The organism is Vibrio nigripulchritudo, assembly GCF_027924785.1.
In the GTDB taxonomy this organism is placed as follows: domain Bacteria; phylum Pseudomonadota; class Gammaproteobacteria; order Enterobacterales; family Vibrionaceae; genus Vibrio; species Vibrio nigripulchritudo.
The window spans coordinates 2020654-2039802 of the sequence record NZ_AP027049.1; the positions used below are offsets into that span (position 1 = coordinate 2020654).

A 19149-nucleotide genomic window follows, 5' to 3' on the forward strand; every position below is an offset into this window, starting at 1 on the left:
CGTTCTCATTACGCCAACGCTTTTCTTCGAATGGCGTCTACACCTACCGCCAGAAGCAATACTGCCCCGCGAGTGATGTCTTGCCAGAAACTCGAAACATTCATTAGCGTTAAGCCATTATTTAATGTGCCTAACAGTAACACAGCGATCAGCGTTCCCCACACGCTGCCAACACCACCTTTGAGACTGGTCCCGCCTAAGATAATGGCGGCAACAACAGTAAGAAGGCTCTGCCCAGCGGCATCAGGGGCGCTTGCCCCCAGCATTGAAGCAAGCACGATGCCGGCTAAGGCTCCGGCCAACCCCGACATGATGTACCAGAGCATCTGCGTACCCACCACAGGTACCCCGGCAAGATAACTGGCTTCCTGGTTGCCACCGCAGGCGTAGACGTATCTGCCGTATCGAGTTTTAGCCAGCACAAACCAGATTACAGCAACAATTAAAACCAGCAGGATGAAGGGTACTGGCACACTGGCAATCTGACCGTTTCCAATAAACTGAAATGCATCGTCGAGTAAAGGTTTAGAAAGCCCGCCTGTCATCACCAATGCAGTACCCGTAAAAATACTCATGGTGCCAAGCGTGACGATCAGTGGGTTGAGCTGAAGCCGTGTTGCGAAGTAACCGTTGATATAGCCGCAAACCGCACCAAGCACTAAACCGACGCCACAGCCAAGCCAGATGTTTCCATAGCTCTCATAAACCATTGACACGGTTACACCAGAGAGCCCTGCAACTGCAGCCACAGAAAGATCCAACCCGCCCGCGATCATTAAAGGCGTCCCCGCAGCCGCCATTAACCCGACTACTGCCATGTTGGTGCCAATACTCATTAAGTTGTCATAGCTCAGAAACCAAGGAGACAACGTGGAAAACGTCACCAAAATGCACGCATAAAAGAATGCCAGTACGATCAAGCTGGCCCACTGTCCGACCAACAGCGAGCGAAGCCAGGAATCCCCTTCTGGTTTAATTGAATTGGGCTGACTTTTTTTCATTAATTCCATGTCCTACTCCAATTAATGCAACGCTTTGTGGTGCGTGGCAGCAGCGTGCATCAATTCATGCACCGTAATATCGTTATTCGTGTCCAACACCACATCTCCGTGTGCAAGCACCATTTTTCTGTCCGCAATGCCGGCGATTTCTTCGGCATCGGTAGAAGTCACAACGATGGCAACACCTTCTTCTGCAAGATCGCGCAGGCATCGGTAAATATCTTTCTTAGCGCCAATATCGACGCCTCGGGTGGGTTCTTCCAAGATCAGCACCTTAATGCCAGAAACCAGCCAGCGCGCAAGACACACCTTCTGCTGGTTTCCTCCTGAAAGAAAACGAATTTCCTGTTCTAGATCAGCCAGCTTTATTCCTAAATTATCAATCCAGCGCGTGACCAATGTTTTCTCTTTTTCTCGGTCTACAATGGATGTGTTCTGAGTAAATTGATGGATGTGAGCTAACGTCATGTTTCGCGAAACTGACATATCTGGGATAATGCCATCGCGTTTTCGCTCTGCCGACACCAAACCAATTCCCGCTCGAATCGCGGTTTGCGGATCTTGGGTATGAATTCTTTTTCCTCTGACCTTAAGATCCATCGTTCCGCCCAGTACTTTGCTGTCGAAAATTGCCTGACCAAAATATTCCAACCCTGATCCGATCAACCCGAACAGACCGACAATCTCGCCTTCTCGCAGTTGAAATGTAAGCTTGTTGATGTGCTCTGGAACCTGCATATTAGAAAGTGAGAAAATGGGCTCTCCTTTTGTGTCGTCGGAATCAGGGAAAAGCGGTCCGGTTGTGGTTCCCAGCATGGCATTAAGTACTTCATCCACGCTGGTTTCTTCTTTGGCATAACTGCCGATCATCTGCCCGTCACGCAACACGGCAATGCGATCAGAAATCTCAAACACTTCATCAAGATAGTGAGAAATAAACACAATGCTTACTCCTCTGTTGCTCAGTTCGCGAATCGATTCAAACAGGGCTTGAGATTCGTTTCGGTTGAGTGATGCTGTTGGTTCATCCAGTACGATCACTTTTGCCTCGCCATCCAGCGCACGCGCCAGTTCCACAATGCGTTTTTGCTGAGTAGTGAGCACAGACACCAAGCTATCCGGCTTAATGTTTGAAACCCCGAGTTGCTTGAGTAATCTCAACGTTTTTCCGTTCATAGCGTCGTAATCCAGGGTTTTGATAAACCCTGACTTCTCGGGCAAGTCGCCCAAGCAAATGTTCTCTGCGACTGTCATATCAGACATGACAGAAATCTCCTGTGGCAGCAGCTTAATGCCCTTTGCAATGGCGTCTTGCGGCGTCACAAATGAAATCGACTGCCCTTCGACTTCAATATCACCAGAGTCTTTGGTGTACACGCCGGTCAGAATCTTCATTAAAGTCGATTTTCCTGCCCCGTTGGCTCCAAGCAGGGAGACAATTTCTCCCCGCTTGAGGTCAAAGTTCACATCGCTAAGAACGCGAACTCCGTTGAAGGCTTTGTTTATGTTTTTTAGATTGAAGACAACGTCTTTCATTAAACAAACCTCGATTGCGCTTAAGGCTGAGCCGGAACCAGACTTTCAAAGCCCTTCAGATTTGGATCGCTGCGCAGAGAATCCAGATGAGCTGAAAGCTTCGCGGTATCCAGTTCTAACTGCATGCCTTTGCCGTCGCGGCATTTGTGTTCGTAGTAGAACTCACAGATATTGTTTTTGGTCACCATGACGTGATTCACCAATACAGAATCGGGAATGTCTAAACCAGCCAACGACATCAGTGCGATAGGAACCAGATAGTTTCCGTAGCGTTCTGGAAAGTAACCGACAGAGGCAACAAAACGATCTTCACTCACTAATGGTTCAAGTTCATCTGCCCCCATACCTACAAATAAGCTTTGATCTTCCCTTTGCGCTTGCTGAACAGCACGCAACATACCTAATGCGGATTGGTCGTTAATTGCAATTCCCATTACCACTGCGTCTTTTGGAATTCGCCCCAGAACGTTTTTCATTTGATTGAACGATTCCTGAAGGGTGTTTTTGGTATCGATAATGATGATGTTATCTTCATTGAAGCTGGGAAGTTTGGCTTGAAAACCTGCTATCTGACCGCCTGTTCTCATGCCCACAACGGCACCGGATTGTGCTAAACCGCCAACAACCAGATACCCTTTATTCACCTTGTCTTCGCCCCATTCAGCTAAAGCCGCCTGCGCTAAGAAAGTGCCGCCCATAAATCCGGACTTGGGGTTGTTTGCTCCGAAGAACGTTGCGCCCTTCATCGGAATATCGATGGCAGTAACACCAATACTCTTTTGGTTAAAAGGCTTCATTACCGCGGGACCAAAGTTGATGTCTGTTTGAAACTCGATAGCGTAATCCACGTTTCGGCGTGCAAACGACTGTGCGTTTTTAAGTGCGGTTGGACCATCGAGGCGATTGTCTGCAATTACCAGCGCAACTCCCGCTTTATTGGCGTTCTTCTCAATCCCTTGTTCAACCTTTACGCCAAAGGCAATGTTTCTTTGAAGATTGGCAAAGCCAAACACATATTGTTTGCCATTCTTTGGTGGATTCTTTTCTTTTGCCAGCGCGACCAGATCCGCGTACTCGCTGTCACTGAGCAGTTGCCCTTTCAAAAAATCCGTAGATGCGCTGACATTAACACTGGTTAGCGACAGCGCGACGCCAAACACAAAGCTAGGCGCAAAACTCAATATCCCTTTCATGGTTTTCGTCCTTGGTGTTGTTTTAGTAAACAAACTTGCCTTACCAATTACGCTAAACAAAAAACATTCAGTTCGCAACACTAAATTAACATATTTATCACCAAGTAATTACAATCAACTACTTATCAACATGTTAACGGTTTTCTCACTTTTGAAATTGATTGAGAGGCCATTTTAAATGATAATGAATTGTAAATGTTGCCTTACCAAAAGAGGATTTATGATCGAGTTACGCGAATACAAGCTTTTCGAAGGTGAGAAAGAAAACTGGCTGAAATTCATGGACGAGGTTGTGCTACCTCACCAGATAAAATGCGGAATGAAGATTTTGTTCCAGAGTATTTATGAGGACGAGAGTAAAGACGTTTGGTTTGTTTGGGCTCGCCAATATGACTCTGAGGAACACAAAATCAAGGCAAATGAAGCAACTTACAACGAGTGGTGGATCAGCGAAGTAAGACCTAAGGTATTTACCATGATCGACAAAGATGCAGTGCGCGTTCGCTGGCTGGAAGAATTGGAATAGCCGGAACAAATTCCCGATAAAGTGTTCCGGCTATTTGCTTAATTAGTAATACTCACCATGGCGGTAGTCCCATGACTGGAAACTGTCTGACAGGTTGATCAGGATCTGTTCAATATCCAGACCTTTACGTATCAGAATTGGCGCTGGAGAGATCGATCTTTCACTTCCCTGCTCTGGGATTAGAATGCCGTCGCTGTCGACCATAGCAACCATGACACCTTGTTCGTATCGAGTTTCTACAGTCTTATCTGGCTGAATTGATGCGACGTAGTCGTTGGCTTCAATAATCAGATCTGCAGCAGCTTCAATACGATCGCCTATGTACTCAACCTGTCCTCTGTTACCTTTACCTGAAGGGTTAGCTGAGCTGGCGAAAGTAAGAATCCCTTTGTCCCAGTTGTGCGCGACAATCTGTTCTGATGGAGTACCAAATTTAACCACAAAACAGCTGGTATTGCGGTGGTCTGTAACCAGCTTTCTTACTTCTGGATCCAGTTTTTCAAGCGCTTCTTTTTTCCATGGAACAATACAACCCATCAATACATCTTGATCCCAATGTAACTGATAGAAAGCCTCAACCTCATTGTTGAGCTCCGCCAGTTCTTTCAGTTGCTCCATTGAACCGCAAAGCACGACCGCGGGTTTGTTAAGCTTGCGTTGCTTAGCATCGAATTTACGCTTAAGCCCTTCTTCATTTGCCGCCATAATGATGTAACCTACTTTAGTCGGGCTTACGATCATCTTGCCTTCTTCTAAAGACTTGGCTGCGCTTTCAACCAGGCTTCCATCCCACTTCACTCGTTCTGTCATACTTTCACCAAAAGAATATCCATATAAAATTAAATGATAATGATTATCATTATCATGAATAGAAAAAAAACTTAATGGAATGCATTGATGAAATCAACACTTGTTTTATTTATGTTCAACAGAATAGAAAACGCCAACCTTTTATGGGTTGGCGTTTGTTATGCGAACTTACCGATCAAATGTGAATTGCCGTTGTATTGGAGTAAACCTTAATCACCTTGTTAACGGGCAGCCTACAGCGCGAGCTTGAACCCTTCATGCGTTGCTTTGAATCCGAGCTTCTCATAAAACCTGATTGCATCAGGACGCTGCTTGTCACTTGTTAGTTGAACGATCGTACAACCTTTGCTCTTTGCCAGTTCGATAGCATGCGCAAACATTTGTTCACCTAGCCCTTGCCCCCGATAGTCGCTATGGATCCTCACACCTTCAATAAGGCATCGCCAGCTACCTATATGTGTAAGATAAGAAATGAATGTAACTTGAAGCATTCCAACTAGAGCATGTTCAAATTCAACAACCAACAATTCGTTGTTTGGATCTCGCATAATTGCTTCGAACGCTTCAAGATATGCGCTATTTAGCGGAATAGAAGTGTCTTCTCTCTGACTACCAAGCGGATCATTTGAAAGTAAAGCGACAAGGCTTTCCAAGTCTTCAGATTTAGCTGAACGATATTTTAATTCCATAGACAGTACCTTTTACTTCTAGCCAGTAACGCCAAACCAAGGTGTGAAAACGCTATTGCACCGTACTGAAACCATACTCCGTAAACACCAAAGCCAGCTCGAAGTGAAATCGCTAAGCATTGAGAGTCACTTCTAAATTGTCTGTTAAATCCGACCTAGTTTTACATGTAAAAATCATTCTTACTAATAGTCTTAAACTCAATTCTGCCAGTTTTGGCATCTAAAATTATGTCAGTTGTAACTGGTGTGTCATAGTCATGACAATCCGATTCAAACTCACGCCTAGGAACGAGAACAGTATTTCCTTCCCGTATCTCTGCCCATGCAGTCATTACTGCGCCACATCTACCTTGAATATTCATATCTCCTGGAATAGGACCTACGAGAATTTGATAGCTCTTTCCAGAAAGAGAACAAGAAGCCTCTATTGTCTTTAACGTACCGATCCTATCGTCATTTTCCATCGATTCTATAAGTGACCATGGAGTCCATTGGGTCGAGGTCTTGTTTTCTCTCAGTAAATCACCTGCCTCATTATACGCTCCGCGATAAGTCACCGATACTTCATTGGACACTTGATTACATTCGTAGCCGACCAATACAGTAAAATTATCTGCATATGACAAGCACGGAAACAACACACACATAACTAAAAATAAACGACCCATTGTTTCTTCCTTATGATTTAGCGCTCAATTAAACTGCCAAAAACGTACATATGCCACTTCCGCATACCACCTTAACCAAACCCAGCGAAAACTAAAAATGCCACGCGTTTTTTGATCTGTTTGAATTGTTTGTAAGGTAAACTATTTACAGAACCTATTTGACTTGTATAAAAGAAACAAACCAATTGAGACTTCTATCATTTCAGTCAACAAAAAAGTAATTTGAGTACTACTAAAAGTACCGGTTAAATATGAACCAACCAACCGAAACACAATGAACGAAGTTATAATCACTGTTGCTACTAAAGCGGAGTGAACCCATGTGTTACTGAAATAATACAATAGGGCGATACTTACACCTATTCCAATCATTAGACTGCAATAGATTAAGATAAATGCAATCTCCCCATCAGAATCAACTGCACTTAAACCTATTCTTTCCAGCTTGCTATCAATATCCCAAAGCGCATTAAATCCGGAGAAAATAAAGTATATCGACATTATTCCTATATAAATTTTTCCCCAAAAATCTATTTTCATATTAATACTCATAATTTAATGATTGACCTAACAAACGACATGGATTCCCCTTTCCTAGATTCGGCCACCCTGAGGTGGTATCAATTAACACCGGAGGCACCATGTCTAACCGTTCTTGTTTTGGCGGTATCGACTTAGCGAACAATCACTTTATCATCCCCGCTGTTAATTCCAACGGAAAAGCATTCTCCACAAATCCGAAAATCGCCCTAACCTGTTGACTAACTTAACAAATATACCATCTAAGCGTATAGGGTTAGAAGCGTGTGGCGGCGCACATTGTGGCGGTTAAATAGGTGGTGCAACATACAAAATGTCGAGCGGTATTCCAGAACCCATCACTTGAAGTTTACATTTTATTAAACTCTACAACCATTTGAGGGTAAGAGCCTTCGGGGTGAGCATAGAAATCAAAATTGAGTTTTTTATAAAACTTAATTGCCACTTCATTTTTAGGGTTGACGCCTAGCCGAATACCTGAGTACAAGTGTTTAACACGTGAAAGCAGCTCGTTATACATTAACACCCCTATCCCCATCCCTTGATATTGAGGTAAAACAGAAATAGCTAACTCTGGATACTCTGAGTATTGCTTAGTAATTGAGTCTTTAACTCTTAACTGAATAAATCCAGCTGCTACTCCCTCAATATAAGCAATTATTCCAACATCATCCTTTTCGCCCCAATCTATGTAGTACTCTTTCACCTTGGGATGATCCAATACATCTCTGGAACGTCTAGGTTCGTCAGGCGAGTCCCATAAAGCAATGTAAATAAATTCTCTATGTAAATCGATATCGCATTTAGTTAATTCTTTATAAATAATTTCCAACTCTAAACTCCGAAAATAATATAACGCCACCCTAAGGGGTGAACAGCGCCACCACCTAGCCAAAATCATTGTGCCGTAGACACTAAAGCTGAATCAAACCGAATATGCCAAGCGTTGCGAATTGCTCTTAAACAGATTGTTATGTTTTTTAATACGAACGAAGGTCATTATAATACTTTATCGCTTTCACAATATTTGGCATTTTCTCTTGTAAGAAGTCCGCTTCGGTTGCTAAAAGGTGAATCTCTTCATTTCTAAGAACACTTTCAAGTAGTGCTTTTGAAGCTTCTTTATCAAATTGTCTCCCCATATCTAAACCATCATCCATTTCATAGAAGTACCTTAATACTAAGTCTGTATTTTTAGATACCTCTGAAACATCAAATGTAACAATCGCGGACATAATATTCGATTTATTCATAATTAGCACATAACGCCCAACCAAGGTGTGAATCACAGGACCACAACGCCCAACTTACCACCGTAAACACTAAACTTAACTCAAATCAAAAATGCCAAGTGTTGTAAATCAACCCCAAACAGATTGTTAGTTTTATTTCTACAAGTCTGTTTTATAACGACCTTCCACCGCTCTATCAGTTTCACGTATGAATTCTTGGTCTGCATCTGTATTTTCAGTTATCTCTTTACCAAAAGACACTTTCATTGGTTCCATATAAGTGGCTGAATCCCATGCTTTACTGCGTAACAACGGCTTACCACAATGGAAGTAAGCGTTTTGTACCGATATTTCAAGAACCATTAGCACTCTATGTGTTTACCTGAGACTTCATCGCATATACCGCCTTCCACCAAGCGACAATACCCATGCACTCGTAGTGTTTCAACTGTACCAGGCCGGAGAAAAATTAAGCCTACTCTATTGGTCGTCTCAACGATATTTGTCAGTGAAAAAGCTAGTTTGTTTCCACGAAGTTCGGGTAACAATAAAGTGTGTTCATCACGAACTTGTACAAAGTCTGCTCTGTCAGCCTTTGGGGAAATAGTAGGAAAGCCAAATTCGTCAACAGTAGACAACATGACGAGAGGAGCAGTCTGAATGAACTCCTGCATTCTGCTATTTAACTTCTTGTAGATCTTTTTGCTAGCTAGAGGGTTGGGCTCGCCAATAATCTCTCTAATTTCTTCTAGTGAAGCTAATTCATTCATAATTCTTCCTTGATAAAACTAACGCCAGCTAAAACCGCAGACAACGCACAAATCAAGCCGCCGCATTGCACCTTAAACACTATAATCACCGCAAACTAAAACTGCCATACGCTGGCTGTCGGTTTGAAGATTTGTATGGATAATCTTTCCTGAATTCGGGTAATGTGAGACCCAGGCTTTAGCTGCAACTAAAGCTTTCTATAGGGTAGTTCGATTGAATGCTAGCTCCTACCGATAACAAACATGAACACCCCATAGGACTCCAAGCACAAACCTCGAATAGTCGACTGGGTCTCGAACCCGCATTTCGCAAGCAAGAGTTAGCTTATTATGAATACCAACACACTTCAAAACATTAATATCGGCGTTGATACTGGCAAGGCGCAACTCGATATTTTTGTACGACCACTTAATCTCTTTTTCACTGTGTCAAACAACGACAAAGGCATCAAAGACGCCATCAAAACGATAAAGAAGCACTCACCTGAACGTATCGTCATTGAAGCAACCGGACGCCTAGAAATGCCCTTTGTCCTGGCATGTGCAGAAGCTAAATTACCGATTGTTCGCGCCAACCCGATTCACATTAAACGCTTTGCAGGAGCCATTGGTCGAAGAGCTAAGAACGACCGATTAGATGCTGAGCTTATCGCTCATTACGCAGAAGCAATCAAGCCCGATATCTCCATCATAAAAGCAGAAAACATACGTTTAATGAGTGACTTAGTCATACGTCGCAATCAGCTACTCTCTATGCAAACAATGGAGAAGAACCGTATTCAGGTATTGCCGAAATCTCAGCATTCGACCATCAAGCCAATCCTAACTGCCATGAAAAACCAGATTTCAAACATCGAGGATAAGCTGGTTAAACTCATCGAATCATCTCCAGACTATCAGACCAAAAACGACATCCTGCAAAGTGTTCCTGGCATTGGAAATATCGCGGCTGCATCAATCATCAGCAACGTTCCCGAGCTGGGTTACATCACCAATAAACAAGCGGCCTCCCTCATTGGTGTTGCACCCATTACTCGAGAAAGTGGGCGTTACAAAGGTAAGCGGGTGATTCAAGGAGGAAGGGCACAAGTTCGAACCGTTCTGTATATGGCGATGATGTCTGCTATGCAGTGTAACCCTGTTTTCAAAGCGACTTATACGCGCCTCGTTCAATCAGGAAAACCGAAGAAAGTCGCTATCATCGCCTGCGTTCGTAAGATGGTTGTCATCTTAAACTCAATGCTAAGAGATGGCGTCATGTGGGATGAAAACATAGCTAGGAACTAACTATTGACGCCATAGTCGTTTGTTATACGCTTTTTGACCCAACATATATACCACTTGCATGGGATGCGCTTTCATACCGTTTAATATTTGTGATTATGTATTTAATACTCTCTTCATCATCACCCAAGCCTTTAGATATACGTACCATGAAATACACGATACGAGACCATGCTTTGAAGTGGTCATCAGTTAATTCAGACGCTACCGGAAGCAAGTTACCAAAGGTATTTAGGTCAATGTCACATTGAGAACGAATGGCATCAATTTCTTGAGTAGCTAAGCCATTTGCTTTGATAAAATCAAACAAGTTGTCGAGGTACTCAATGTTCTGCTTATGTTCTTCACCATAAAAGTTACCTACACGATACTTACGGGGTAATGTTTTAAACCCGTGTCGTAAGAAAAAAATCAGATACTCACGTAAGCGCTTCTCTTTGACGATTAAAAGCTGTATTCGATTTTGTTCCTGCCAGCGATCTACGATGAACAATATAATGCATAGCTCGATTAGCATCCCAGTCAATTCAGGCAACAGATTTCCCGAAAAGTACTCCGCAGGTTCATTTATGTAGAACCCAACTCGGATACACACTAACAGTAGGATGACAATCACGATGGTGAATGTCCCCTGCTTAGTATTACCTGGTATCCAATTCATTCTTTGTTATTTTCCTCTGACTACGTATAACGCCCAAATCAGGTGCGCCCCAGGCGCCACCTGGATTTGTTTGTTATGCGCGATTTTTATATTTAGATGAGTCCAAGTTCATTTTTGAGATCGGTATGACGTGGATTTAAAATGGTCTCCAATTCCAAGTCACTGCGATTGAAGTGATTGGTATGCTGAAAGCAATCACCTTGAGGAGAACTTGGCTTGTTATGAACAATATGGACGTTAGATATAACACCATTAGGATCAACCCACTCAACATAAGCGTCTTGGTGTGAGTTGATTGGTTGTCCACATGTGTCACAGATAATAGGTAGTGCAGTGCTCTTCAATTTTTGCATATGATTTTTCCTTAGTTCAAAAATACGAATGTCGTATATGGGTATTGCATGATATTTTTAATGGGATGGCGTATAACGCCTAACATAAGGTGCGCCACGATATACTTACCAAGCGCACCGAACTCCATACCAAAACCGCCGAGTGTAACGCGTCACCTTGATGTTTTTGTTAGCAGTTTGGGACGCTAAACGCAGGTGTTCCATTGCTCTGAATTACATAATCAAAAGTAACTTCATCTACTTCATCGCTACGAGAGTCATCTTTGATATCTAGAACTTTAAACGCAGCGAAAAAACCATTTTTATTCATGATAACTGCAAGTTGCTGAAGCCCTACAGTCCTGACTCTAGAGGAGCCGTCATACATACGTGCATCTTCGATTTCATCAATTTCTGACTTATCTTTTACTACTGCTATGGTTTCTATACTTTGGGTTTCTTTGTATAGGTGGATAGAAGTATCGCTTGCTTTGGAAAAGCTAAGCTCGAATAATAATGCTCCTTGACCGATAGCATACCTACCATTGTTATTCGAGTAGTCAAACGTAACCTGCCCAACCAAACTTGGAGATACATAACGCTCACTTGACGGAAAGAACTTTTCTTCTACATGTTTTTTCGCCGTTTGGAAAGGATTAGAACCAAGCTTTGGAGTCGGTAAAACGGGCTCATCAACTAGATCTCGTAGTAGTTCTTCGTAACGAGCTTCATAAAGAGAGTCATTTTCAAAATCTATATAGAGCCTACCATTTAAAAATGTTGGTACCTTTCGTTCGCTATTGTTATTTCTTACGAGCGGTATAACCCACCGACTGTTTAAATCTGAGAGCAATTCAGCCGTAATAATTTGTTTTTCGTATCCTACTCCACCAAGCTTGGAGTTAGATTTAGTAACGTAATTTTCGGAACAAATGCATACAACTCGATGTGACTCAGATAACCCCTGTTCCATAAAAGCAGGTAAGTCTTGTCCTAAGCGCAAATTCCACCTATCAAGTATTACATCAACACCATTTGCCCGAAGCCTAGTCGACAACTGCAATACCCACTCTTTGTGTCTGTCATCATCGTGTGAATAAGAAATAAATACTTTAGGTGTCATTATATCTCTCTTATATCTTATTTTTGATTGATTAGACTGCTAACGCCCAATTAAGTTGTGAGCAACGCTGCCACCTTACCCGAACACTTCACCTTAATCACTGAACCAACTGAAACCGAAAGCGCCAAGCGTTGCGAATCAGATTGAATTGCTTGTTATAGCGAGCTTAAGTTAGCTCAACCTCAACAACACTTACTGCCACATATTTGTCGCTGTACTCATCCTTAATCACCCTAAAATTGGTATCAACTGTACTAGAGTTTACTTTCGTCAGCGTTATACCACTTGAAAACAAAACCTCATTCTCATGTGCAAACTGTCCAACTCTAGGGTATGGAAATACATTAGCGCTTGTTGATTTAACTGTTATTACTAAAAGGTCTAATTTACCTGCATTGTAGGCTTTAGCTTTGTGTTCAGCATTTCTAAAAGCGGCTTCGGGGCAGAAGCTTGTTGAAAAAGGTTCTGTTGTTTGAAAAGTAGTTTGCCCAGCAGGCCAGGCTCCTGCATGAAACAAAACCTGACCTTCACTTAAAACTAAGCCAAACGATTTTATGTCGTCCTCAACTACCGCAATGTCATAATTGGGATAATTTTGCTGGTATGTAATTAGAGAATCTGGACACTCCCAATTAGTAGCTTGCATCCAAGCCTTATATGAAGCTAATGAATCTAGTTGAGTGTTAACGTGTTGTCTTAAGCTTGGATCATATTTTACATTGCATATACGATTAGCAGCTTCAATCTCACTTTTAATAACCGCAACCCTACTTACTTTAATTTGTCCGCAACTTCTCCCTGTTGTAGCAAGAGAAGTACGTCTTTCATCCCAAGTTGGTTCTCTAGTTAACCAAACTTCGTAAGGAACAATAAAAGGTGACACTAATGGTAGTTTCATTTTCCCCTCAATATAAAAATAGATTCAATAAGCTATAACGCCGCGCTCTGCGGAAATTTAGGAGCGCCAGCGAGTAAATTTTCCGTAGCAGCGCCTTGTTATGTCTGCGCATTCACGATTCCATCGATTCTTCTATGGACATCGAATGTTTCTGGATATTCTCTTGAAAGAGCTAGAAGTGTCATAGAATATACTGCTGCGGCTAATCCGAATATAGTTTCAAGCTGCCTATTCACATAGGCATCACTGACATCAGCTCCCGAAACATTCGCTTCCGGCCCTGCATGCACAAAGGTAGATAACTCTGAGTACTCAAGCATCATGGGAGCGAATACTTCCAATTGACTTTTGAAAAAGTCATTTTCGTTTGCTTCAAAGTACTTAGCGACGTTACGATATCCGAATTGGTCAAATGCACTCTTTAGTTCTGCTGATTTTTTTCCTGCGACCTCAATACTCAAGTTTTCAATTGCTTTTTTATAACATACAGTTGAAGAATCTTGCCCCATGAGTTCTTTATAGAGTTTCAGAGCATTACCGTAACTCTTCAACTCATGAGCTCTAGCAAATATCAGGTTATCTCTACCAACTTCATTATTATTCTCACTCGAGTACCTGTACATTAGCATCAAAAATTTTGCGTAATGCTCAATCATTGAACGGAACAGAACGTTGCTTGAGTAAATATTTTCTTCTCTATGACATGATAGTATTGCAACTTTAAGGTTGTGTAAGCCCGTAGCGACTCCAATAATACTCTTTAGAGATTCATAACATTTAGAGTTTTCATCTAGAGAGATACTATTTATTGTTTTGTAAAAGAGAGCACTAACTTTCTCATCCATTAATCGGTTCACATATTCTCCTTGAGTGACATAACGCCTGCAATAAGGTGTGCCCCACTGAACCAGCAAAGCACACTGAACTCCACACCAAAACTGCCGAGTGTAACGCATCACCTTGATTACTTTGTTAGGACTCTATTACGAAACAGCTACATTTCTAAAAACGATGGTTCGTGTTTTCCCGTCGAACCGTAGCTTTAAGTATATAGCTCTAATTATACTCGCCGAGCTTATCTCAGGCGTTTCAAATGCCATATTAATGGTAGCCTTCGTATCTACAGGTACCGAAATAGAACCCAAGTAAAGATTTTTATATGATTGCGTACCAGAAACAAACTCAGTCACCCTTGCGTTGTTGCCTTCACTGTCAATCAGGTGAGACTTATGTCCATCTGAGAAGTACATATCTTTCCCTAAGTTGTACACCCCCATGGAACAGGACACCTTAGTGCCAGATCTAGAACAAGAATTGAGCTTAAATTCTATTCCTGACTGCTTTACAACGGTCCCGAACTTATATTCCGACTCAGCACTAATAAAAGGAGCAAAGGTAAACTTTGGAGCATTGAACTCGCTACCCAAAATTGAGAATGCAACAAATCCAACTATAGATGCTATGTAAAAAAGCCTTACTTTGACTTTGCTTAATTCTCCAGAAACCGCGGTTTTACCTATATAAACTAGTGCAAAAAATAGTACGAGAGTAACTAAAGCGATAAATGCTCGATATGTACCAACTCCACCACCGATGGATTGCCGAAGAAAATCACCAATATCAATGTTGAACATTCCGAATATCGTATACCAAGTTACGATAGCGGTTGGCACAACAACCCCTAAAATATTAATCGTTCTTTTCATTAAATTTCCTCTTCGCCTAAATGTTGACTTAGCCCTAACGCCAGCTTAAACCGCAGACAACGCACAAAACAAGCTACTGCATTACGCCTTAAACACTAAAATCGCTGCAAACCAAAAATGCCACGCGTTGTTTGTCGGTTTGAAGCGTTTGTTATATGCAAGATCTAGCTACTTAACTATCCGAAACTCAACAATACGGCACTGTCTACCAGCAGTTGTATCAACACCAACAGTATGAAGCTTCACAGTGTACCCAGCTGCAAATGCGGTAAGTAGTGCAGACATCATTCCTTTTGCACCAGGATCATTTTCATTGATGTATGACCAAGCGGGAGATTTTGGTCCATTGTGGCAATGCCAACCACCTGAATTAGATTCTACTCTAAAGTGGAAATTGTTTGGGTCAGACATGTAGATTGAATCAATTTTGAATGGTGTAGGTGTTTCTACAGCATTCGAATTCACTGAAAACAATGCTAACAATAGCAGTCCATATCTATACATTTTCATTCCTTGTACTCATTAGATTATTGAATCATTTGCTTATAACGCCAGCTTAAACCGCAGACAACGCACAAAACAAGCCGCCGAATTGCACCTTATACACTTAAGTAACCGCAAACTAAAAATGCCACGCGTTGTTTGTCGGTTTAAAGCTTTGTTATATGCGTACTACTTTTACCCTTGAGTTTTCTGATAAAGCAAATAAGTCTGCAAACTCAATTACGTCCGACTCTGATTCAGCGGGATGCGATGTGGTTGTTACTCCATAAACTTGGCTACCATCACCGACCGCTAGTTCATCCAACGCATCTTCCCATGTAGAGCAATCTACGCCTACTATACATATCAACTTTGCTCCGTTTTCCAGTAATTCAAGGAGCAAATCATCTGCTTCAGGACTGTAACTAGATTTGGTAACAAGTACCACTTTTCTATTTTTCATAGTTCAAATCCACCCAAGCACATAACGCCCAATTAAGTTGTGAGCAACGTTACCACCTTACCCGAACACTTCACCTTAATCACTAAACCAACTGAAACCGAAAGTGCCGAGCGTTGCGAATCAGCTTGAATTGCTTGTTATATTTTTATGCGTCTCGTTCCAACCTCATTCCTATTACAATTGAAAGTAGCGTAAGTAACGACATTACTATCAACTTGAGGGATTCTAGAGAGTCTACTTTGCTATTGTAACGTTCTAGGACTTGTTCATATATGTTCAAAAAGTAATGTGATTGCTCAGCAAGCTTTCTTACAAATTCAAATAGATCGCTATTATTTTTGAGAAATAATAACTCACTCGAATACAGTTCTTTGAGCACTGTTATCTGCTTAACAGTAATATCAACCTTTTCATCATCAGTCATTTGTTCATAATCAAACGAAAACAACTCAATTAGTTTGGGATAATACCCTTCCAGAGCTTTTTCTCGTTGAGCATGCTCATTAAGCAAAGCTTCTAACTTCCTCCACTCATCACCAAAGCTCTCGACATCATCGGCGGTATGAAAACCGTACTTTGACATTTCTTCAATATCAGTAATGATATTCAGTGGAATTTGATATTGATATTGGAGGACACGAAGTATGTCTTTCATCTCCCTATGGTACGAGTGAAGATTAACGAAAAACTCTTTGTTCACTTTTACTTGTTGATCTCCAAGTATCAACTGACTTGCAGAACCAGATTCACGCACTCTTCTGAACTTGTCGTGCAAGTTATCAGCCCAATAATTAAGCTGAAAGCTATAAGCATAAGCTTTGGATTCCTTGGTATGACCAGCTCCATCAAACATAAACTCTTGGCAAATGTAAAGTGCTGCAGCTAGAGCTCCGCCAAGGTACACTAAACTCAACTTTTTTGGGTTCATATAGATTTCTCATTTAATAGCAAATAAAAATCACTTTAAATACATGTATGCATACACACCACTGGTTTTATAGACACATTTGAATTTTGTGATGTACCCCAAGAGAATATAACGCCGCGTTAAGTAGTGAGCAACGCTACCACTGAACCTAACCATACCACCGTAAACACAAAACCCAACGATGGAATGAAAAATGCCAAGCGTTGGGAATCTGTCTTAAACGCTTTGTTAGGTCATTCTGCTTTCAACGAGTCCACAACTTGCATGACTCGTCTTGCAACATCTAGGCTAGCTTCATCAATATTTGTCCAAGTTGAAATAGGTTGAGCATCTTTAGGTAAAGCTTGTAACTTAGAAAATGGGGACGCTTCCCAAGCGCATGGTCGTAGTACAACTGGAATCACAGTTGCATCCCCTGACTGGTGTCGCTCCATTGCGACTTGTCCTTCAATTTCATAGCAATATCGAGATTCTAAAAAGTGCGGGCTCATAAACAACAAAATTATTTGAGCACTACGAATACGATCATCAATCTGCGTCTTCCATTCAGCTCCTGCAGGAATCTGGCGGTCATGCCACTTTATTATTCTTTGTTCACGTTCAAAAACAATTAACTGGCGACGAACCTCATTCATTAAATCTTCGTCGGCATGAGCATATGAAAAAAATATCTCTGTCATTCTTATAGGCATCCACTACAAATAAACCATTATTCTATACTGTACTGGTTTCAGTGCATACGAAGAAATTAATTGAATGACCTAACGCCCTGTTAAGGGGTGAGCAACGCAATACCGAACCCGCCGCAAACCACCTAAATCACTAAAATCAACGCACAGTGAAAATGCCACGCGTTGCGAATCCCTCTTGAACAGTTTGTTAGGTGCGTAGCCAAAGTTGGTAAAAGTCTGTTTCATCGTGCTTGGGATTCTTGCGCACGAACTCCCAACCATAGCGCTTATAGAATGTGAGAGCTCGATGGTTAGTTCGGCTTACTGAGAGTACTGCACGCAAACAACCCGCTTTACTCAAAGTGCTTACAATATAATCCTGCAATTTTGCAGCGAGTCCTGAACCACGAAAGTTCGGCTTTAAGTAAATGAGATGCACATAGCCAGTCTCCGGCTCGGGTGAAAAGCTACGAAACTCTAACTGCCCTGCAAACTGACCATCCACAAATATATGGATATAGAACCATCCTGATGTTGCTAACCGGTCTAATACTCGTTCACGATAACCACTGATGAAATCGTCGAAACCATCGTAATGCCCAAAGCTACAAAAGTATGCATCTTTTCTCGCAGCAACGCACAATTCGAAATCATCAATGTTTATCTGCTGAAAAGCAATTTCCATACTTACCTTTTCCTTCAAGCACCTAACGCTGCGTTAAGGTGTGAGTAACGCACATCTGAAACTGCTGCATAGCGCCTTAAACACTTTACTCAACGCAAACTAAAAGCGCCAAGCGTTACGAATCACTCTTAAACGCCTTGTTAGCATTGCTCTCACACCCATAACTTCACTTTGAAAGCTCTTGTCGTAAATCGCAACAAGTTCTTCAGCACAAGTGATGCTTCTCGAATCAGTAACCTTTAAGTAAGCAACCCGAGCAAGAACTACTGCAAACGTCGCTACAAAAAACAAACCGCCTAGTAGCGATAACGTAAGAATCCTATCTTTTGAATAGACGGCTAAGATTTGTGTGTATACCCAAATAACAGAATATGCAGATGGCATTGCACAAAGCATATAGAAAAAGAAATTTCTGGGATACTTCGCTAACCTTTCAAAGTTTCTAGTCTTCGAGCTAGTGTATTTGGTTTTAAGAACGAACTTATCGTTTTTAGGTTCCACATAACAATCACTATAACGGTAAAGCTCAATGGCTTTACTTGGTTTATCCGATGAAAGTAAAAGTGAAATAACATCAAAGTCAGCTCGAATTTTGAAGACAGACTTAAACTGCTGTTCTACTACGAGCTTTCTTGCTTTATTAGCCTCTGAATCAAAACACTGATAAAAGAACTCTAAATTTTTAACTCTGAATTGGTTTCGATTCAGCACCCAATCATGAAAGAACTTTAAGAATGGTAATGCTCCTGCTAGAAAGCCTACCATTGCAGCCGAAGATATCTCCAAGTAACTCTCCTAAAATCACTTTTTCGAAAAAATGCTAACAATTATTATGGGACAAGATGTCCGAATAATTCATCCACAGGCGCGCTTTTCATCCTGTGGGAATCTCCAAAGAATAACACATAAGACAATGTAAACAATGAGGTTTTTACCGTATCCCACAGTGC

The 19149-nt window shown here is 41.6% G+C and carries 25 protein-coding genes; 2 read left to right on the forward strand and 23 right to left on the reverse strand.

The window, feature by feature from the left end:
- Positions 1-8: 8 nt before the first annotated feature.
- The 3 genes from QMG91_RS09295 to QMG91_RS09305 are packed head-to-tail and all read right to left on the reverse strand — an operon-like array spanning position 9 to position 3730.
- A complete protein-coding gene (locus QMG91_RS09295; RefSeq protein ID WP_004401449.1) occupies positions 9-1010 on the reverse strand; it encodes an ABC transporter permease in 1002 nt (333 codons plus the stop codon).
- Positions 1011-1022: 12 nt separating this feature from the next.
- The gene (locus QMG91_RS09300; protein WP_281825982.1) at positions 1023-2537 is read right to left on the reverse strand and encodes a sugar ABC transporter ATP-binding protein; all 1515 of its coding nucleotides are present in this window, start codon (positions 2535-2537) and stop codon (positions 1023-1025) included.
- Between the two features lie 20 nt (positions 2538-2557).
- On the reverse strand, positions 2558-3730 hold the full coding sequence (locus tag QMG91_RS09305; RefSeq protein WP_281825983.1) for a sugar ABC transporter substrate-binding protein: 1173 nt from the start codon (positions 3728-3730) through the stop codon (positions 2558-2560).
- A gap of 220 nt (positions 3731-3950) precedes the next feature.
- On the opposite strand from QMG91_RS09305, the gene QMG91_RS09310 reads away from it, so the two are divergent.
- Positions 3951-4256 (forward strand): hypothetical protein, encoded by a 306-nt coding sequence (locus QMG91_RS09310; RefSeq protein ID WP_281825985.1) that lies wholly within the window; start codon positions 3951-3953, stop codon positions 4254-4256.
- Positions 4257-4298: 42 nt separating this feature from the next.
- Here the strand turns inward: QMG91_RS09310 and QMG91_RS09315 are convergent, their stop codons facing one another.
- The 8 genes from QMG91_RS09315 to QMG91_RS09355 all read right to left on the reverse strand — a co-directional run bounded on the left by QMG91_RS09315 (position 4299) and on the right by QMG91_RS09355 (position 8965).
- Positions 4299-5066, reverse strand: a complete 768-nt coding sequence (locus QMG91_RS09315; RefSeq protein ID WP_281825987.1) for an L-threonylcarbamoyladenylate synthase — start codon at positions 5064-5066, stop codon at positions 4299-4301.
- Positions 5067-5299: 233 nt separating this feature from the next.
- A complete protein-coding gene (locus QMG91_RS09320; protein ID WP_281825989.1) occupies positions 5300-5755 on the reverse strand; it encodes a GNAT family N-acetyltransferase in 456 nt (151 codons plus the stop codon).
- A 161-nt stretch (positions 5756-5916) separates the two neighbouring features.
- Positions 5917-6423: a hypothetical protein gene (locus QMG91_RS09325; protein ID WP_281825991.1), complete on the reverse strand. Its 507-nt coding sequence runs from the start codon at positions 6421-6423 to the stop codon at positions 5917-5919.
- Between the two features lie 141 nt (positions 6424-6564).
- Positions 6565-6963, reverse strand: a complete 399-nt coding sequence (locus tag QMG91_RS09330) for a hypothetical protein (RefSeq protein ID WP_004401495.1) — start codon at positions 6961-6963, stop codon at positions 6565-6567.
- A 349-nt stretch (positions 6964-7312) separates the two neighbouring features.
- On the reverse strand, positions 7313-7795 hold the full coding sequence (locus QMG91_RS09340; RefSeq protein ID WP_281825993.1) for a GNAT family N-acetyltransferase: 483 nt from the start codon (positions 7793-7795) through the stop codon (positions 7313-7315).
- 148 nt (positions 7796-7943) lie between these two features.
- On the reverse strand, positions 7944-8216 hold the full coding sequence (locus QMG91_RS09345; protein WP_281825995.1) for a hypothetical protein: 273 nt from the start codon (positions 8214-8216) through the stop codon (positions 7944-7946).
- A gap of 138 nt (positions 8217-8354) precedes the next feature.
- The gene (locus tag QMG91_RS09350) at positions 8355-8558 is read right to left on the reverse strand and encodes a PNPOx family protein (protein ID WP_281825997.1); all 204 of its coding nucleotides are present in this window, start codon (positions 8556-8558) and stop codon (positions 8355-8357) included.
- On the reverse strand, positions 8558-8965 hold the full coding sequence (locus tag QMG91_RS09355) for a pyridoxamine 5'-phosphate oxidase family protein (protein ID WP_281825999.1): 408 nt from the start codon (positions 8963-8965) through the stop codon (positions 8558-8560). The genes QMG91_RS09350 and QMG91_RS09355 overlap by 1 nt, the downstream gene beginning before the upstream one ends.
- Before the next feature lie 330 nt (positions 8966-9295).
- Here QMG91_RS09355 and QMG91_RS09360 point away from each other — a divergent pair, with 330 nt between their 5' ends.
- A complete protein-coding gene (locus tag QMG91_RS09360) occupies positions 9296-10252 on the forward strand; it encodes an IS110 family RNA-guided transposase (RefSeq protein WP_281826000.1) in 957 nt (318 codons plus the stop codon).
- A 22-nt stretch (positions 10253-10274) separates the two neighbouring features.
- Here QMG91_RS09360 and QMG91_RS09365 read toward each other — a convergent pair whose 3' ends face one another.
- From QMG91_RS09365 to QMG91_RS09430, 12 genes are all read right to left on the reverse strand, one after another.
- Positions 10275-10910, reverse strand: coding sequence for a hypothetical protein (locus QMG91_RS09365; RefSeq protein WP_172606025.1), 636 nt, complete (start codon positions 10908-10910; stop codon positions 10275-10277).
- A gap of 92 nt (positions 10911-11002) precedes the next feature.
- Positions 11003-11263, reverse strand: coding sequence for a hypothetical protein (locus QMG91_RS09370; protein ID WP_281826002.1), 261 nt, complete (start codon positions 11261-11263; stop codon positions 11003-11005).
- 169 nt (positions 11264-11432) lie between these two features.
- Complete coding sequence (locus QMG91_RS09375) at positions 11433-12365, reverse strand: toll/interleukin-1 receptor domain-containing protein (protein ID WP_281826003.1); 933 nt, start codon at positions 12363-12365, stop codon at positions 11433-11435.
- Between the two features lie 166 nt (positions 12366-12531).
- A complete protein-coding gene (locus QMG91_RS09380; protein WP_281826004.1) occupies positions 12532-13263 on the reverse strand; it encodes a hypothetical protein in 732 nt (243 codons plus the stop codon).
- Positions 13264-13361: 98 nt separating this feature from the next.
- On the reverse strand, positions 13362-14120 hold the full coding sequence (locus QMG91_RS09385; protein ID WP_281826006.1) for a hypothetical protein: 759 nt from the start codon (positions 14118-14120) through the stop codon (positions 13362-13364).
- A gap of 126 nt (positions 14121-14246) precedes the next feature.
- Complete coding sequence (locus QMG91_RS09390; RefSeq protein ID WP_281869973.1) at positions 14247-14969, reverse strand: hypothetical protein; 723 nt, start codon at positions 14967-14969, stop codon at positions 14247-14249.
- 168 nt (positions 14970-15137) lie between these two features.
- Complete coding sequence (locus QMG91_RS09395; protein WP_281826011.1) at positions 15138-15473, reverse strand: hypothetical protein; 336 nt, start codon at positions 15471-15473, stop codon at positions 15138-15140.
- 157 nt (positions 15474-15630) lie between these two features.
- Positions 15631-15915, reverse strand: a complete 285-nt coding sequence (locus tag QMG91_RS09400) for a hypothetical protein (protein WP_281826012.1) — start codon at positions 15913-15915, stop codon at positions 15631-15633.
- Between the two features lie 145 nt (positions 15916-16060).
- A complete protein-coding gene (locus QMG91_RS09405) occupies positions 16061-16843 on the reverse strand; it encodes a hypothetical protein (protein WP_281826014.1) in 783 nt (260 codons plus the stop codon).
- Positions 16844-17076: 233 nt separating this feature from the next.
- Positions 17077-17523 carry a toll/interleukin-1 receptor domain-containing protein gene (locus QMG91_RS09410; protein ID WP_281826015.1) on the reverse strand — a complete coding sequence of 149 codons (447 nt, stop codon included), beginning with the start codon at positions 17521-17523 and terminating at the stop codon, positions 17077-17079.
- A 199-nt stretch (positions 17524-17722) separates the two neighbouring features.
- Entirely contained in the window at positions 17723-18199 is a 477-nt protein-coding gene (locus QMG91_RS09425; RefSeq protein ID WP_005448219.1) for a GNAT family N-acetyltransferase, read from the reverse strand.
- 99 nt (positions 18200-18298) lie between these two features.
- Positions 18299-18985 carry a hypothetical protein gene (locus QMG91_RS09430; protein ID WP_281826019.1) on the reverse strand — a complete coding sequence of 229 codons (687 nt, stop codon included), beginning with the start codon at positions 18983-18985 and terminating at the stop codon, positions 18299-18301.
- Between the last annotated feature and the right edge of the window lie 164 nt (positions 18986-19149).

Excerpts from the sequence above, each read along its gene's own strand:
- QMG91_RS09295 (WP_004401449.1), bottom strand. The coding sequence starts at position 1,010 with ATGGAATTAATGAAAAAAAGTCAGCCCAATTCAATTAAACCAGAAGGG.
- QMG91_RS09300 (WP_281825982.1), bottom strand. The coding sequence starts at position 2,537 with ATGAAAGACGTTGTCTTCAATCTAAAAAACATAAACAAAGCCTTCAAC.
- QMG91_RS09305 (WP_281825983.1), bottom strand. The coding sequence starts at position 3,730 with ATGAAAGGGATATTGAGTTTTGCGCCTAGCTTTGTGTTTGGCGTCGCG.
- QMG91_RS09310 (WP_281825985.1), top strand. The coding sequence starts at position 3,951 with ATGATCGAGTTACGCGAATACAAGCTTTTCGAAGGTGAGAAAGAAAAC.
- QMG91_RS09315 (WP_281825987.1), bottom strand. The coding sequence starts at position 5,066 with ATGACAGAACGAGTGAAGTGGGATGGAAGCCTGGTTGAAAGCGCAGCC.
- QMG91_RS09320 (WP_281825989.1), bottom strand. The coding sequence starts at position 5,755 with ATGGAATTAAAATATCGTTCAGCTAAATCTGAAGACTTGGAAAGCCTT.
- QMG91_RS09325 (WP_281825991.1), bottom strand. The coding sequence starts at position 6,423 with ATGGGTCGTTTATTTTTAGTTATGTGTGTGTTGTTTCCGTGCTTGTCA.
- QMG91_RS09330 (WP_004401495.1), bottom strand. The coding sequence starts at position 6,963 with ATGAAAATAGATTTTTGGGGAAAAATTTATATAGGAATAATGTCGATA.
- QMG91_RS09345 (WP_281825995.1), bottom strand. The coding sequence starts at position 8,216 with ATGAATAAATCGAATATTATGTCCGCGATTGTTACATTTGATGTTTCA.
- QMG91_RS09350 (WP_281825997.1), bottom strand. The coding sequence starts at position 8,558 with ATGGTTCTTGAAATATCGGTACAAAACGCTTACTTCCATTGTGGTAAG.
- QMG91_RS09355 (WP_281825999.1), bottom strand. The coding sequence starts at position 8,965 with ATGAATGAATTAGCTTCACTAGAAGAAATTAGAGAGATTATTGGCGAG.
- QMG91_RS09360 (WP_281826000.1), top strand. The coding sequence starts at position 9,296 with ATGAATACCAACACACTTCAAAACATTAATATCGGCGTTGATACTGGC.
- QMG91_RS09365 (WP_172606025.1), bottom strand. The coding sequence starts at position 10,910 with ATGAATTGGATACCAGGTAATACTAAGCAGGGGACATTCACCATCGTG.
- QMG91_RS09370 (WP_281826002.1), bottom strand. The coding sequence starts at position 11,263 with ATGCAAAAATTGAAGAGCACTGCACTACCTATTATCTGTGACACATGT.
- QMG91_RS09375 (WP_281826003.1), bottom strand. The coding sequence starts at position 12,365 with ATGACACCTAAAGTATTTATTTCTTATTCACACGATGATGACAGACAC.
- QMG91_RS09380 (WP_281826004.1), bottom strand. The coding sequence starts at position 13,263 with ATGAAACTACCATTAGTGTCACCTTTTATTGTTCCTTACGAAGTTTGG.
- QMG91_RS09390 (WP_281869973.1), bottom strand. The coding sequence starts at position 14,969 with ATGAAAAGAACGATTAATATTTTAGGGGTTGTTGTGCCAACCGCTATC.
- QMG91_RS09395 (WP_281826011.1), bottom strand. The coding sequence starts at position 15,473 with ATGTATAGATATGGACTGCTATTGTTAGCATTGTTTTCAGTGAATTCG.
- QMG91_RS09400 (WP_281826012.1), bottom strand. The coding sequence starts at position 15,915 with ATGAAAAATAGAAAAGTGGTACTTGTTACCAAATCTAGTTACAGTCCT.
- QMG91_RS09405 (WP_281826014.1), bottom strand. The coding sequence starts at position 16,843 with ATGAACCCAAAAAAGTTGAGTTTAGTGTACCTTGGCGGAGCTCTAGCT.
- QMG91_RS09410 (WP_281826015.1), bottom strand. The coding sequence starts at position 17,523 with ATGACAGAGATATTTTTTTCATATGCTCATGCCGACGAAGATTTAATG.
- QMG91_RS09425 (WP_005448219.1), bottom strand. The coding sequence starts at position 18,199 with ATGGAAATTGCTTTTCAGCAGATAAACATTGATGATTTCGAATTGTGC.